Source organism: Streptococcus ruminantium (assembly GCF_003609975.1).
Lineage (GTDB): Bacteria > Bacillota > Bacilli > Lactobacillales > Streptococcaceae > Streptococcus > Streptococcus ruminantium.
The window spans coordinates 1537449-1552015 of record NZ_AP018400.1 but is presented as its reverse complement, the minus strand read 5'-3'; the positions used below and the strand labels follow the sequence as shown (position 1 = coordinate 1552015).

13 protein-coding genes are annotated in these 14567 nt (G+C 40.0%); 5 read left to right on the top strand and 8 right to left on the bottom strand.

What is annotated here, in order from left to right:
* Positions 1-118: 118 nt before the first annotated feature.
* A complete protein-coding gene (locus SR187_RS07315; RefSeq protein WP_120172012.1) occupies positions 119-3364 on the bottom strand; it encodes a mucin-binding protein in 3246 nt (1081 codons plus the stop codon).
* A gap of 375 nt (positions 3365-3739) precedes the next feature.
* Positions 3740-5437, bottom strand: a complete 1698-nt coding sequence (locus SR187_RS07310; protein WP_120172011.1) for a M3 family oligoendopeptidase — start codon at positions 5435-5437, stop codon at positions 3740-3742.
* 136 nt (positions 5438-5573) lie between these two features.
* On the opposite strand from SR187_RS07310, the gene SR187_RS07305 reads away from it, so the two are divergent.
* On the top strand, positions 5574-6509 hold the full coding sequence (locus SR187_RS07305; RefSeq protein ID WP_120172010.1) for a manganese-dependent inorganic pyrophosphatase: 936 nt from the start codon (positions 5574-5576) through the stop codon (positions 6507-6509).
* A gap of 254 nt (positions 6510-6763) precedes the next feature.
* Here the strand turns inward: SR187_RS07305 and SR187_RS07300 are convergent, their stop codons facing one another.
* Complete coding sequence (locus tag SR187_RS07300; protein ID WP_024532262.1) at positions 6764-7078, bottom strand: DUF3270 domain-containing protein; 315 nt, start codon at positions 7076-7078, stop codon at positions 6764-6766.
* A 161-nt stretch (positions 7079-7239) separates the two neighbouring features.
* Here SR187_RS07300 and SR187_RS07295 point away from each other — a divergent pair, with 161 nt between their 5' ends.
* Positions 7240-8169 (top strand): peptidase U32 family protein, encoded by a 930-nt coding sequence (locus SR187_RS07295; RefSeq protein ID WP_120172009.1) that lies wholly within the window; start codon positions 7240-7242, stop codon positions 8167-8169.
* Positions 8170-8349: 180 nt separating this feature from the next.
* Positions 8350-9636 (top strand): peptidase U32 family protein, encoded by a 1287-nt coding sequence (locus tag SR187_RS07290; RefSeq protein ID WP_120172008.1) that lies wholly within the window; start codon positions 8350-8352, stop codon positions 9634-9636.
* Positions 9637-9785: 149 nt separating this feature from the next.
* On the opposite strand, the gene SR187_RS07285 is transcribed toward SR187_RS07290, so the two are convergent.
* A complete protein-coding gene (locus tag SR187_RS07285) occupies positions 9786-10109 on the bottom strand; it encodes a hypothetical protein (RefSeq protein WP_024532265.1) in 324 nt (107 codons plus the stop codon).
* Positions 10110-10203: 94 nt separating this feature from the next.
* Here SR187_RS07285 and SR187_RS07280 point away from each other — a divergent pair, with 94 nt between their 5' ends.
* A complete protein-coding gene (locus tag SR187_RS07280; protein ID WP_004194749.1) occupies positions 10204-10419 on the top strand; it encodes a YdbC family protein in 216 nt (71 codons plus the stop codon).
* A 66-nt stretch (positions 10420-10485) separates the two neighbouring features.
* On the opposite strand, the gene SR187_RS07275 is transcribed toward SR187_RS07280, so the two are convergent.
* Positions 10486-11025 carry a biotin transporter BioY gene (locus SR187_RS07275; RefSeq protein ID WP_120172007.1) on the bottom strand — a complete coding sequence of 180 codons (540 nt, stop codon included), beginning with the start codon at positions 11023-11025 and terminating at the stop codon, positions 10486-10488.
* 198 nt (positions 11026-11223) lie between these two features.
* On the bottom strand, positions 11224-12573 hold the full coding sequence (gorA, locus tag SR187_RS07270; RefSeq protein WP_120172006.1) for a glutathione-disulfide reductase: 1350 nt from the start codon (positions 12571-12573) through the stop codon (positions 11224-11226).
* A 283-nt stretch (positions 12574-12856) separates the two neighbouring features.
* Here gorA and SR187_RS07265 point away from each other — a divergent pair, with 283 nt between their 5' ends.
* Complete coding sequence (locus SR187_RS07265) at positions 12857-13921, top strand: LLM class flavin-dependent oxidoreductase (RefSeq protein WP_120172005.1); 1065 nt, start codon at positions 12857-12859, stop codon at positions 13919-13921.
* Positions 13922-14011: 90 nt separating this feature from the next.
* Here SR187_RS07265 and SR187_RS07260 read toward each other — a convergent pair whose 3' ends face one another.
* Entirely contained in the window at positions 14012-14254 is a 243-nt protein-coding gene (locus SR187_RS07260; RefSeq protein ID WP_120172004.1) for a hypothetical protein, read from the bottom strand.
* The gene (locus SR187_RS07255; protein WP_120172003.1) at positions 14251-14484 is read right to left on the bottom strand and encodes a hypothetical protein; all 234 of its coding nucleotides are present in this window, start codon (positions 14482-14484) and stop codon (positions 14251-14253) included. The genes SR187_RS07260 and SR187_RS07255 overlap by 4 nt, the downstream gene beginning before the upstream one ends.
* Between the last annotated feature and the right edge of the window lie 83 nt (positions 14485-14567).

Here is a 14567-nt window from a genome sequence, read left to right as displayed (position 1 = left end):
TTTGCTCTCCAAACATTAAAGTGCGATTTTGTCAACCGTTTTAAAGAGTCTTAGTCCTATCTACCGTCTAGTTTCCATATTTACTTTTGATATAATGAGAAAAATCTGGGTTCAATTCCTAATCTTCTTGTCTTTTTTTAGGCTTAATAAGAAGAAATGAGCAACTAGCAAGCAAAGTAGTGCCTAGTATGCTTAGATTAGAAACTTCGTCACCAGTTTTAGGCAGTTGAGGAAGTTTCAGAGGTGATTCAGAAGTTGTTGACTTGGTTAGCTGTCTTACAGTTCCTGTTGGCATTGTTTCTTCTTCAGTTGTTGGTGATTTAGCTGTAGCAGCTTTAGTGAGTGTATATGTCACAGTTTCTACACTATCTGTGCTATCTGGTGATACAGTTTTTTTCGCAATTTCTGTTTGAGTAGTTGTGTAGTTCTCAAGGACAGGGGTGTTTACTGCCTCCCACACTGTTTTTTCTGTTTCCCAATTTCCGTAAGTTTTCTCTCCAGTAACATCATTTGTGGATACTGTTCGTGTGAAGTTTACGGTTTGTGTAGTACTTGGTGCAATTTCTTTTCCATCTCTATCCACGTACTTAATTGTTCTGCTAACCGTTTTGTTTTCTGTTGTTTGAGAACTTGTTGGCAAATATGTCACAGTTTCTACACTATCTGTGCTGTCTGGTGATACAGTTTTTTCCGCAATTTCTGTTTGAGTAGTTGTGTAGTTCTCAAGGACAGGGGTGTTTACTGCTTCCCACACTGTTTTTTCTGTTTCCCAATTTCCGTAAGTTTTCTCTCCAGTAACATCATTTGTGGATACTGTTCGTGTGAAGTTTACGGTTTGTGTAGTACTTGGTGCAATTTCTTTTCCATCTCTATCCACGTACTTAATTGTTCTGCTAACCGTTTTGTTTTCTGTTGTTTGAGAACTTGTTGGCAAATATGTCACAGTTTCTACACTATCTGTGCTGTCTGGTGATACAGTTTTTTCCGCAATTTCTGTTTGAGTAGTTGTGTAGTTCTCAAGGACAGGGGTGTTTACTGCTTCCCACACTGTTTTTTCTGTCTCCCAATTTCCGTAAGTTTTCTCTCCAGTAACATCATTTGTGGATACTGTTCGTGTGAAGTTTACGGTTTGTGTAGTACTTGGTGCAATTTCTTTTCCATCTCTATCCACATACTTAATTGTTCTGCTAACCGTTTTGTTTTCTGTTGTTTGAGAACTTGTTGGCAAATATGTCACAGTTTCTACACTATCTGTGCTGTCTGGTGATACAGTTTTTTCCGCAATTTCTGTTTGAGTAGTTGTGTAGTTCTCAAGGACAGGGGTGTTTACTGCCTCCCACACTGTTTTTTCTGTCTCCCAATTTCCGTAAGTTTTCTCTCCAGTAACATCATTTGTGGATACTGTTCGTGTGAAGTTTACGGTTTGTGTAGTACTTGGTGCAATTTCTTTTCCATCTCTATCCACATACTTAATTGTTCTGCTAACCGTTTTGTTTTCTGTTGTTTGAGAACTTGTTGGCAAATATGTCACAGTTTCTACACTATCTGTGCTATCTGGTGATACAGTTTTTTCCGCAATTTCTGTTTGAGTAGTTGTGTAGTTCTCAAGGACAGGGGTGTTTACTGCCTCCCATACTGTTTTTTCTGTTTCCCAATTTCCGTAAGTTTTCTCTCCAGTGACTTTATTGGTCATCCTTTTGCGATTGAAGACTGCTTTTTGGGTGACAGACGGAGCTACTTCGTCGCCGTTTTCGTTCACATACTTGATGATACGAGTTACTTCTTTTGAGTCTACTGATTCTTCTATCTTGGCCCTGTAATTTAATTTTACTACTAAATCAGTGTCAGCACTTTTTCCTGTGATTGGTGCGGAATCTTCTAGTGGTCCCACATACTCGTAGTTGTCAAACTCCTTAATTCGGGCTGTGTAGTCAATTCCCTTAACAACTTTGGATAAAATAAGGTCTCGGGAAACTTCTGGCATTGGTTTTCCATCTAAATAGTATTCTGTGTAAACCGAGCTAAGTCCCTCTGTGGAGACAAGCACTGCTGTACCATTAACGTTGACGCGGTCCCCTTCGCTAGCATTGAAAGTTTCATAGACCGTTTCTCCCTTACGTGTTAAAGTTACATGCAAATCGTTAAATGTTTTTAAGCCATTGTATCCATCGTATTGTGCGTTAAGTTTTGGCAGAACACCGAGGATAGTCCATTCATACGAATTGTATTTTGGATCGAGGGTACCATAAACACGGTAAGTAGTTGTTTTAGCATCTACGGATTGTAAAACTAAACGAACACTAGAGTTAGTCATTTGCTTGTAAGCTACACCACTGTCTCCTACAGGAACCATTTCTTCAGCTCCACCTTGTAATATATAGGCTGAACCAATGACAGCTGAGTCGTTATCAAAAGGAATAGTTGGTCCTTTACTGATGGTTAATATATCACCATTTTGTAATCCTGTCGTACCAGGGATAATATAGACTGAGCGATAGCGAGCAGTGACTTTTCCATTTACAGTTGTGATAGTATATCCAGCAGAAACTTTTGTCTGATCTCCAACTTCTAAGTTTCGAACAACCAGTTCTCGAACCGGTACGGTTACGGTTGTTTCCTCTTTTCCATTGATACTAATGGAAGCTGGGATTTCATACGAACGATTTGCAGTCAGTGCTTTTACAGCTTGAGGAGTTGAAGCAGTTGTTTTTAAAGAAATTGGGAGATGGTCAGTAGCATACTTGTCTGCATTATTATTTAAGGTAATGGTTACAATCGTTTTATAGAGACTATCTTCAGGTGCTAATGTTTCAGCTCCTGTCATTTTACTATCTGTAGGAATGTTGCTTTCGACAGTAGATGTTACTGTACCGATTACCTTATTATCATAGATGAGGTCTCCGTCAGAAATGGTGGTATTGACATTTTTGTATTCAATAACTATGGGAGAACCTTGGCTTGAAGGATTGACAATATCGAAATTGAGAGTTGCTTTGGTGCGACTAGCAGCACCTACTAAACCAGGAGTAACCTCGATTTTTGCAGAAACATTCGCAATTTGATTTGTAGTGGAAGATTCCAAAGTGGTATTTGATGAACGTAGCACAGGTTCTGTTCGGTCACTTTTATCCAGTTTATCTGATTCAAGCGATTGATCGGTTGAAGCAGTGGGGAGTTCATCCTCTGTGGTTGCTGTTTTAACTGTTTCTACAGCGGCATCCTCTGTTAATGCAGCAACTTCTGCACTTGGCAGGATTAGTGAGCTCCCCATCGCTAACAAGAGGGTACAGCCATAACAGAAAAATTTTCCTTTTTTTATCATTCGCCAATTTTTTTGTTGGCTATTTTTTTTATTGAAAAACATAAGAATAAGTCTCCTTATTTTTTATTGGTCAACTTATTAGATAAATTTGACCAATCCCCATTATATATATATATAATGTCAAGTAAAAAACTTTGATTTATCAAGTTATTTTATACATGCATATTATTCATAGGGTAGGAGAAGTGATTATCGTATATTGTTTTCAGTATCCTGGTCGTTTAAGCTATCTGTATAGTATGAATCATTGAGTGAAATATTTCTTCCTCATATATTGCATCTGTACTCTTCAATGAAAATTAAAATTATTTGGGAGATAATTTGGGATTGATGGCATGTCTCCTTAATTTTTTACAGAGTATATGACAAGAAAATATCCCTCAAACATGAGTCTGAGGGATGTGTCAATACTAGAATTTAGAAAGCAGTGTCGTTTACAGCGGCCAACCAATTTGCGGCAGCTTGAGCTGTACTTTCAAGCGCTCCTTCTTTAAATGGAGATTGGAGGTTTGCAGCAGCAACCACTTGCAAGAAAGACTTGGTTCCGCCCAAATCGCAGATACGGATGTAGTCTTCCCAGGCATTTTCGTCATGATCCACCTGAGTTCGTTTCCAGAATTGGAGGGCGCAGACTTGTGCAAGCGTATAGTCAATATAGTAGAATGGACTAGCAAAGATGTGGCCTTGACGATACCAGAAGATACCACGACTGAGCGCTTCTGAGTCAGAGTAGTCACGATCTGGCAGATATTGAGCTTGCAAGCGAGCCCAAGTTGCTTTGCGTTCGGCAGGAGTCATTTCTGGGTGTTCATACACTTCATGCTGGAAGTGATCCACCAAAACACCGTACGGTAAGAAAAGAAGGGTACCAGCCAAGTGGCTGAATTTATACTTATCTACCTGTTCCTTAAAGAAACGCTCCATCCATGGCCAGGTCATAAACTCCATAGACATAGAGTGGATTTCACAGGTCTCATAGGTCGGCCAAACTACTTCTGGACTTTGAATCCAACGAGAACGGTACACTTGAAAGGCATGTCCAGCTTCGTGGGTCAAGACATCAATGTCACCGCTTGTTCCATTGAAGTTTGAGAAGATAAACGGACTCTTATAATCTGGAATGTAGGTACAGTAGCCACCGCTGTCTTTTCCTGTTTTGGCAACCAAATCAAGCAGCTCGTGCTCAACCATGAAGTCAAAGAACTCACCAGTTTCTGCCGATAGTTCATGATACATCTTTTGAGCTTGATCCAATATGAAATCGGGATCGCCTTGTGGCACAGCATTGCCATCGAGGAATTCAAGATTAAGATCGTAGTATTTCAAACTTGGTACTTGCAAGCGCTTGGCTTGGCGTTCACGCAAGTTTTGAACGATTGGAACGATATGCTTGAGGATCTCCTCTCGGTAAACCTTAACCATATCACGGTTGTAATCAAAGCGATTCATCTTCAGGTAGCCGTATTCCACATAGTCTTTGAAGCCAAGAGTATGGGCAATTTCGGTACGGACTTTCACCAGTTCGTCATATACTCGATCGAAATCAGCTTCTTTTTCAACGAAATAAGCAGTGCTAGCCTCAGATGCTGCCTTGCGAATGTCGCGATTAGTTGATTGTCCAAACGGGCTGAGTTGAGAAAGGTTGTAGGTCTTACCTTGAAATTCGATGGCAGCACCAGCGATGAGTTTGCTGTATTCATCTGTCAACTGATTTTCCTTTTGGAACAAAGGAATAACTTCCGATGAGAAAGTTTTAAGCTTGTTTTCAGCCTGTTTGAAGAAGGTTTCCGGCAAGATGTCAGCTAGCTCTGTCTTGAACGGCGTTTTGGTAATAACACGGTAGTAGTTGGTTGTCAATTCTTCGAAAAGGGGAGAATAGTCATTCCAAAACTTGGTCTCTTCGTTGTAAAACTCATCATTCATATCAATCGAGTGACGAATCATCCAGAGGTTGTATTGAGTATCTACTAGATTGAGGATTTTTGTAATATCCAAGATGATGGATCTGGTAGTTTCAGGACTTGTAGCAACTTCCAAATCAGCTATTAAGCGAGTAAATTCTTCTTTAATCACAGGATAATCTGGACGAGTATAGGTGTATTCAGAAAATTTCATATAGGTCTCCTTTGCATTGTTACCTACTATCTTACTCTTTTTGAAAACGTTTGGCAAATCTCGACCCATTCATGTTCACAAGTCCCTTTATTTGTGGTAAAATGGATACGATTATTAGAAAAATGAGGTTGTAGACATGTCTAAATTGTTAGTTTTTGGTCACCAAAATCCTGATACAGATGCCATTGCTTCGTCATACGGATGGGCTTATTTGGAGCGTGAGGTATTTGGACGCGATGCTGAAGCTGTGGCACTCGGTACACCAAATGAAGAAACTACTTTTGCTCTTGAGTACTTTGGTGTAGATATGCCGCGCGTGGTAGAAACTGCTAAAGCAGAAGGTGTTAGTCAAGTTATCTTGACAGACCATAACGAATTTCAGCAGTCCATTGCAGACATCCATGAAGTTGAAGTGGCAGCTGTTATTGACCATCACCGTGTCGCAAACTTTGAAACAGCTAATCCCCTCTATATGCGTTTGGAGCCGGTCGGTTCTGCATCATCTATTGTTTACCGTGCTTTTAAGGAAAATGGTGTAATACCTCCAAAAGAAGTGGCAGGTCTCCTTTTATCCGGTTTGGTTTCCGATACTCTCTTGTTAAAATCACCGACTACCCATGTTTCTGATCCACAGGTAGCTACAGAATTAGCAGAATTAGCAGGAGTAAATCTAGAGGAATACGGTTTGGCATTATTGAAAGCAGGTACAAATCTTGCTAGCAAGTCAGCTGAAGAATTGATTGATATTGATGCAAAGACTTTTGGATTGAACGGAAATGATGTCCGTGTTGCTCAGGTCAATACTGTGGATATTGCAGAGGTATTGGAGCGTCAGACCGAAATCGAATCTGCAATGACCGCAGCCTCAGCAGCAAATGGCTACTCAGACTTTGTGTTGATGATTACAGATATTGTTAACTCAAACTCTGAGATTCTTGCGCTTGGTAGTAATATGGATAAGGTTGAGGCAGCCTTTAATTTCAAATTGGAAAATAATCATGCTTTCCTAGCAGGTGCTGTTTCGCGTAAGAAACAAGTTGTTCCTCAGTTGACAGATGCCTTCAATGGGTAATCCCTCTAATCTCAGGCAAGCAGAAAGATGATTCGGAGCACCTACGGGTGCTTTTTGTTTTTGTAATTCCTGCAATATATACAGATTAGGGTACTTTATTGGTATTGATACTCTTGTGCTGTCATTGGAATAACCGAGGAGATAAACGCCAACTGCGTAGGCTGAACAGGGGATTGAGGGAAAGTGATGGAGGATGAAACAGCCCTGCGACAAATAAAAAGAGCAGAGGACCATGATTCTCTGCCTTTATTATTTTATTTCCTTTTACGCACTTGAGTAAGCCTAGATGATTTCTTTTTAAGTCCAATTTGAACCAAACGTAGTCCAAGAAAGCCCGTTGTACTTGCTAATATGAGAGCGACAAAAACAGGTATGCCTATTGATAAATAAACATAACTAGCAATGACCGTTATCAGGCTAAAAAAAACAATATTAACAAAAAACAATAGCTCTTTTATACGCTCTTTGTTAGTGCTTCTTGCTTGATAGGTCTGAAAATTAGTTTGTTTCTCTTTCGGGATATACTCTTCGTACTGGTATTCATGGGACTGATGATGTCTTAATGCCATATCGTCTCCTTCTCTGCTCTCTAAAGGATACCATAACATTGATGAAGTTTTGTGACATTTTTGTTACAATAAGATTACAAGGGGATAGATTAGAAAAGTCTGAACATTAAAATACAAGTCGTCCCTTATCAGATATTTTTCTTTTTGATATAATTACTTTTATGGGAAAAATTATCATTACAGCAACCGCTGAAAGTATTGAACAAGTAAAGGAGTTGTTAGCAGCAGGTGTTGACCGTATTTATGTGGGGGAAGCAGACCATGCACTCCGTATTCCGACAAATTTTACTTATGATGAGCTTAGGGAAATAGCAGAGCTCGTTCATAGTGAAGGCAAGGAACTGACTGTTGCAGCTAATGCTCTTATGCATCAGGATATGATGGATCATATCAAACCATTTATGGAATGGATGCGTGAGATTAAAGTTGACTATTTAGTTGTTGGTGATACGGGCATTTTCTATGTCAATAAACGAGACGGTTACAATTTTAAGCTGATTTACGATACTTCTGTATTTGTAACCTCTAGTCGCCAAATTAACTTTTGGAAAGATCATGGAGCTGTTGAAGCAGTTTTAGCAAGGGAAATTCCATCGGAAGAACTTTTTGATATTGCTAAAAATCTGGAAATTCCAGCTGAAATCTTGGTTTATGGTGCCTCTGTCATTCATCATTCCAAACGAACTTTGTTGCAAAATTATTATAATTTTACAAAGGCAGATGAGACAGATTTGTCTCGCGAGCGTGGTTTATTTTTAGCAGAACCAAGCGATCCAGATAGCCACTATTCAATTTTTGAGGACAAGCATGGCACTCATATCTTCATTAACAACGATATTGATATGATGACAAAACTCTCAGAACTCTATGAACATGGTTACCACCATTGGAAATTGGATGGTATTTACTGTCCTGGACAGAATTTTGTTGAGATTGCTAAACTTTTTGTCCAAGCACGGGACTTGTTAGAAAAAGGTGAGTTTACTTACGATCAAGCCTTTCTTTTAGATGAAAAAGTTCGTAGACTCCACCCAGTTGAGCGTGGTCTAGATACAGGTTTTTATGAATTTGATAGAAACAAAGTGAAATAGCTTAGCCTGCTATTTATCTAAAAATTTATTTTATTACTAGCGGTACAAAATTGTTGTTTTCTTTGAGAAACAGGGGGACGACAATATCTATGAGTGTTACCTAGTTTTTCAAGTGTGCAAATCTCGAAAAGCGTTGAAATATTATCACATCTATCTTGTAAATAGAGGAGATTCTTACTCATGTCAAAAACATTAAAACGTCCGGAGGTTTTATCACCTGCTGGGACTTTGGAAAAATTGAAGGTAGCCATTGATTATGGTGCTGATGCTGTCTTCGTTGGGGGGCAGGCCTATGGTTTGCGTAGTCGAGCCGGAAATTTTAGTATGGATGAGATGCGGGAGGGGATTGAATATGCCCATGCTCGTGGTGCAAAGGTCTATGTGGCTGCTAATATGGTGACTCATGAAGGCAATGAAGAAGGGGCTGGAGCTTGGTTTCGAGAATTACGAGATATGGGTCTAGATGCTGTGATTGTATCAGATCCTGCACTGATTGTCATCTGTGCTACAGAGGCTCCGGGACTCGAAATCCACTTGTCCACACAAGCCTCATCTACCAACTATGAAACCTTTGAATTTTGGAAAGAGCTTGGCTTGACTCGTGTTGTGCTAGCTCGTGAAGTAACGATGAAAGAAGTCGCTGAAATCCGCAAACGAACAGATGTTGAAATTGAAGCTTTTGTTCACGGTGCTATGTGTATTTCTTATTCAGGACGTTGCGTACTTTCCAACCATATGAGTAAGCGTGATGCCAATCGTGGTGGTTGTTCTCAATCCTGTCGTTGGAAGTACAATCTCTATGACCTACCTTTTGGTGAAGAACGTCGTTCCATCAAGGGAGAAATACCAGAGGAGTTCTCCATGTCTGCGGTGGATATGTGCATGATTGATCATATTCCAGATATGATTGAAAATGGAGTGGATAGTCTGAAAATCGAAGGGCGTATGAAGTCTGTCCACTATGTTTCAACCGTAACCAATTGTTACAAGGCAGCAGTTGATGCTTATCTAGAAAGTCCTGCGAAGTTTGAGGCAATCAAGCAAGACTTGATTGATGAAATGTGGAAAGTGGCTCAGCGTGAATTGGCAACTGGTTTTTACTACAGCCCACCGAGTGAAAACGAGCAACTTTTTGGTGCTCGTCGTAAGATTCCTGAATATAAGTTTATCGCAGAAGTGGTAGCTTTTGATAAGGAAACCATGACAGCAACTATCCGTCAACGAAATGTAATCAACGAAGGGGATCAAGTTGAGTTTTATGGTCCAGGTTTCCGTCACTTTGAGACAACTATTCAGGATTTGCATGATTCAACAGGTGACAAAATTGATCGAGCGAATAAGCCGATGGAACTTTTGACGATCAAGTTAGACCGTGAAATCTATCCAGGTGATATGGTTCGCGCTTGCAAGTCAGGTCTGATTAACCTCTATCAAGAAGATGGACAGTCTTTGACTATTAGAGCGTAATAAGCACTCTACGGATATTCTGTGAGCATTGAAACGATAGTTAGTTAACTAACTTTGATGAATCTTAGAAGAGATGACTTAGTTTTTTCGTCTATGTTTGACATATAAACTTGTTTGAATGAAAACACTACAATAAAAAGGCTGAATGCTCAGCCTTTTGTTTGTTTTTGGGAAGTTTTCACACTTTCCGGGACGAGAGTAATCTTTTTGATGTCTTCGATGTTGATGATACTGGTAACACGACGCTTGAAATTTTTCATAATGATCCGTTGCTGATCTGTATCGTACTTCACAATGTCACCTGTAAAACTACGATTACTGTAGATGACATGGATGGCAGCTTTCTTGTAGAGAGCCAACTCCAGATTGTTTTTTATCTCTTCCCTACTATCTGACTCAATAGGTTTAGGAGCTTTGTCATTTCCTAAAAAGATATGTATCTGTTCTAGAATGACTTCCAAAAACCTCTTCATGGCATAATCCTTTCAAACTTGATATAATCATATTATCCAATTTTTATCGAAATGACAAGTCTTTTTCGAATAGATAAGTGAAGGAGGAAAACAAATGGCGGAATTTACATTTGAAATTGAAGAAAAATTGTTGGTTCTATCTGAAAATGATAAGGGATGGACCAAGGAGCTTAATCGTGTATCTTTCAATGGTGCACCAGCTAAGTATGATATTCGCACTTGGAGTCCAGATCACACCAAGATGGGTAAGGGAATCACACTCAGCAATGAAGAGTTTCAGGTTCTCTTGGATGCGTTTGCTAACAAATAATATGCTTTCCATTCTGAAATTTGCTTGCTTTAGTAGAGGACAGAAGTGAAATCAAAAAATAGAAGCCTAGGAGAAGTAGGCTTCTTTTTTGATAATAGGTCGAGACAAACGATGACAAATCGTTACTAAAGAAATTTTCAGCAAATCGGGAAGAATGAATGGTAGAATTGTCCATGTAATTGTATCAGACCAGCTAGCGCCAGAAATGATTTTGAAGACCAAGCACCCTAGTGCAAAACAAGAAGCTGTTCCTAATAGACAAGCTAGAAAAATATTTATAGGATCAGAAGTTATCTTTGTTATCATGGAGGTAATAGTAGCATAAAGCAGGAAGCCCCACAAAAAACCAGCAGTAGGTCCCGTCAGGGCTGCAAAACCTCCTGAAAAACCAGCAAAGATAGGTAATCCAATAGCCCCTAATGTTAGATAGAGTCCGACACTAGCAATGGCTTCTTTGGGCTTGTAAAGACAGGCAATAAATCCAATCGCTAAAGTTTGTAAGGTAAAGGGAATCGGTCCAATAGATAGGCTAATCTGAGAAAAAGTAGCAATCAAGGCAGTTCCGATAGCGATGTAAACGAGAGATTTAGTAGATATTTTTGTCATTTTGTTATCCTTTATAATTTTATTGGTTAACAAAATTATAGTGAGGATAGAGAAGAAAGTCAATGGGAGATTATCGGCTGTCACAATTTTACAGTTTTTTCTATACATCAGGTCTATTGCTACATCATCTTGAAAAGATAATAGTTTGTTTATGCTATATAAGAACAAGGCTCAGATATATCATCTGGCCTTCTTCTTTTAGCGCATAGTAACAAATTCTTCCGATCCAGTTGGATGGATGGCAACAGTCGCATCAAAGTCTTCTTTTGTGGCCCCCATCTTAATGGCAACAGCAAAGCCTTGAATCATTTCGTCGACCCCATGACCGATACCGTGTAGCCCTACGACTTGTTCTTTTTCACCTACAGTTATTAATTTGAACTTAGCCATCTGGCGATGGTTTTCCAAAGCAGTGTACATGGAAGTGAAAGCAGAAGTATAAACTTTTACTTGACTTTTACCGTACTGTTTTATTGCTTCGTCTTCTGTTAGACCTACGGTACCAATAGCTGGGTGAGAGAAGACAACGGTAGGGATGGTTGTGTAATCCATTTTAGCAGTCGGCTTGTGATGAAATAGCCGTTCAGCCAAGAGGCGACCAGCCTTGATGGCTACTGGGGTTAACTCCTTTTCCCCTGTTACATCCCCGAGGGCGTAAATACCAGATACAATCGTTTCTTGGTATTCGTTAACAGCAATATGACCGGATGGAGCTAGGCTAATACCGGCGGCTTCAAGATTGAGCTTGCCAACATTTGGTTTACGCCCGACTGCCCAGAGGACATGTTGAGCAGTATGAGTGCTACCATCTGCGAAGGTAATTTGGATAAGATCGCCATCTATTTTTTCGAGACTAACAGGTGTTTTTCCGGTGTGGAGTGGCAGGTTTGTTCGTTCCATTTCTTCCATCAAAGCTTCAACGATATAGGTATCAAAATTTCGGAGAGGGCGATTGCCACGGACAAAGAGGTCAGTTTGAACACCGAGACCATGAAGAAGACCAGCCATCTCTACAGCAATATATCCTGCACCGATAATTGCTATAGATGAAGGTAACTCTTCCCAAGTAAAGACATCATCAGATACGATCCCTAATTCGCTTCCTGGAATATCAGGGATGTTTGGTTGTGCTCCTGTAGCAACAACAATATGTTTCGCACGGATCAATTCACCATTTACTTCTATGGTATGGGCATCCACAAATTTGGCAAATCCATGGATGACCTCAACTCCGTTATTTTTGAAAGTAGTGGCATAGGAGGTACGGGAGCGTTCGATATATGCCTCGCGATTTCTCCGCAAGGTTGCAAAATCAAATTCTACTGTTTGACTGGTAAAACCGTACTCTGGTCCGTAGTGTGCAATCGTTTCTGCAACTTGGGACCCATACCACATGATTTTTTTCGGAACACAACCAAGGTTGACACAGGTTCCACCAAGGTGACTAGCTTCTATAAGGGCGGCTTTAGCACCATACATGGCTGCACGGTTGATAGTGGCAATGCCGCCGCTTCCCCCACCAATGGCAATAATATCAAATTCTTTCATCAGTTCCCTCCAATTATGGATAATATACTTCATTGTATCGTTTTTTTATCTCCCAATCAAAAATCTGCTACGTTAACTATAATAAGTTTTAAGAAAGGAAACTGAAGATTCCATCCAGTTATTTAGCCTTTTAGCTAGTTTTCTGAGCGAATTATTCTGGATGATGTAAAAATGTTTAAGTCAATGTTTTTAGATGATGAGCAGATGGGTTGACTATATTACTAATTAGGGATAAGATGAAAGAGTAATTAGATAGAACAACTTACTCAAAGGAGAATAGGGCATGGTAGAATTAGGTATATCAACATTTGGAGAAACGACACCCCTTGAAAAAACAGGGGATACTTACAGCCATGCAGAACGAATTCGACAATTAGTCAAGGAAATTGAAGTAGCGGATGCAGTGGGATTGGATGTTTATGGAATTGGTGAACATCACCGGGAAGATTTTGCGATCTCAGCACCTGAGATTGTACTGGCAGCCGGTGCTGTCAATACCAACCACATCAAGTTAACATCAGCAGTTTCCATCCTTTCTTCCATGGATCCTGTGAGACTGTATCAGCAATATACTACTATCGATGCCTTGTCAAATGGTAGAGCAGAAATTATGGCGGGTCGTGGTTCCTTTACGGAGTCATTTCCCTTGTTTGGCTATGATCTCCATGACTATGAAGAACTCTTTGATGAAAAGCTGGATATGTTGCTTGAGATTGACAAGAAAACCAATCTTAAGTGGGATGGGCATTTTACCCAGTCTGTTGATAACAAGCCCGTCTATCCTCGTCCTGTGCAGGAAGATTTTCCGATTTGGATAGCAACAGGTGGCAATGTGGAGTCAACGATTAAGATTGCTCAAAAGGGGCTGCCTATTGTGTATGCAGTTATTGGTGCTGGTGCCAAACGCTTTAAACCCTTGGCTGATGCTTATCGCAAGGTTGCTCGTAATTCTGGACATGCTCCTGAAAAGATCAAGGTGGCGGCTCATTCCTGGGGTTGGATTGCAGATGACCATGATAAGGCAGTAGAAGAGTATTTTCATCCAACTAAGGTTGTAACCAATAATATTGCTAAGGATCGTCCCCACTGGAGTGAGATGACCAAGGCACAATACCTTTATTCGTTAACAGATGAGGGAGCGACTATCGTTGGAGATCCAAAGCATGTTGCAGCCAAAATCATTAAGACTATTGAGATACTTGATTTGGATCGTTTCTTCCTCCATTTGCCAATTGGCTCAATGCCACATGAAGAAGTACTTCGTGCTATTGAACTCTACGGAACAGAAGTCGCGCCAATTGTCCGAGATTACTTTGCAGCGAAAGAAGAGAAGGCATTAAAAGCTTGATTTTCTGGTTTTTCGATGAGGCGCTCTAATCAGAATTGGAATAGAGGAAAGAAAATGAGCACGACCATGGTAGTCGAGCTCGTTTTTTATTTAGTAATGATAGTCTGGATTGTAGTGGATGTAGATATTATGATTGGTATCATGTTCAAAGGTTAATTTCCATCGGTTGACAATGTGCACACTCTCGTTCTCTTCTTGCCAAGATAACCAGGCCAATAATGCGTAATCGGTTCGGTTGGTATAGAGAATTAAGTCAGTCTCATCATTTCCGATGACAACAATCAAATCAGGGTGAGTATGGATTGTATAATTTCTAAATTTATATTGCTTCATTGTTCCATCTCCTCATCCTTATAGTAAATGTGAACGGTCGTACCTGATACGATGTGGTCAACTCCCCAAAATGTATCGACTAATAGAGTCCCCTTTTCAGAGATTTTCACATTGCAGCAGACAGAGGAGTGGTCGGGGAAGATAACGACAATCTCCTCATGACCGTCATAGATTGAGTAGAGAGTGTCTGAGATAAGGATTTCAAAATCTCGTAATTGGTATTTTTTCATAAATAATCCTCATTGAAAAGTCTACTATGGTCGCATGTATACTCCTGTTTTATCATATGTACCGACAGGGTTCCCTTTTTTTA

Coding starts and splice junctions, on each gene's coding strand:
- SR187_RS07315 (WP_120172012.1), bottom strand. CDS start 3,364: ATGTTTTTCAATAAAAAAAATAGCCAACAAAAAAATTGGCGAATGATA.
- SR187_RS07310 (WP_120172011.1), bottom strand. CDS start 5,437: ATGAAATTTTCTGAATACACCTATACTCGTCCAGATTATCCTGTGATT.
- SR187_RS07305 (WP_120172010.1), top strand. CDS start 5,574: ATGTCTAAATTGTTAGTTTTTGGTCACCAAAATCCTGATACAGATGCC.
- SR187_RS07300 (WP_024532262.1), bottom strand. CDS start 7,078: ATGGCATTAAGACATCATCAGTCCCATGAATACCAGTACGAAGAGTAT.
- SR187_RS07295 (WP_120172009.1), top strand. CDS start 7,240: ATGGGAAAAATTATCATTACAGCAACCGCTGAAAGTATTGAACAAGTA.
- SR187_RS07290 (WP_120172008.1), top strand. CDS start 8,350: ATGTCAAAAACATTAAAACGTCCGGAGGTTTTATCACCTGCTGGGACT.
- SR187_RS07285 (WP_024532265.1), bottom strand. CDS start 10,109: ATGAAGAGGTTTTTGGAAGTCATTCTAGAACAGATACATATCTTTTTA.
- SR187_RS07280 (WP_004194749.1), top strand. CDS start 10,204: ATGGCGGAATTTACATTTGAAATTGAAGAAAAATTGTTGGTTCTATCT.
- SR187_RS07275 (WP_120172007.1), bottom strand. CDS start 11,025: ATGACAAAAATATCTACTAAATCTCTCGTTTACATCGCTATCGGAACT.
- gorA (WP_120172006.1), bottom strand. CDS start 12,573: ATGAAAGAATTTGATATTATTGCCATTGGTGGGGGAAGCGGCGGCATT.
- SR187_RS07265 (WP_120172005.1), top strand. CDS start 12,857: ATGGTAGAATTAGGTATATCAACATTTGGAGAAACGACACCCCTTGAA.
- SR187_RS07260 (WP_120172004.1), bottom strand. CDS start 14,254: ATGAAGCAATATAAATTTAGAAATTATACAATCCATACTCACCCTGAT.
- SR187_RS07255 (WP_120172003.1), bottom strand. CDS start 14,484: ATGAAAAAATACCAATTACGAGATTTTGAAATCCTTATCTCAGACACT.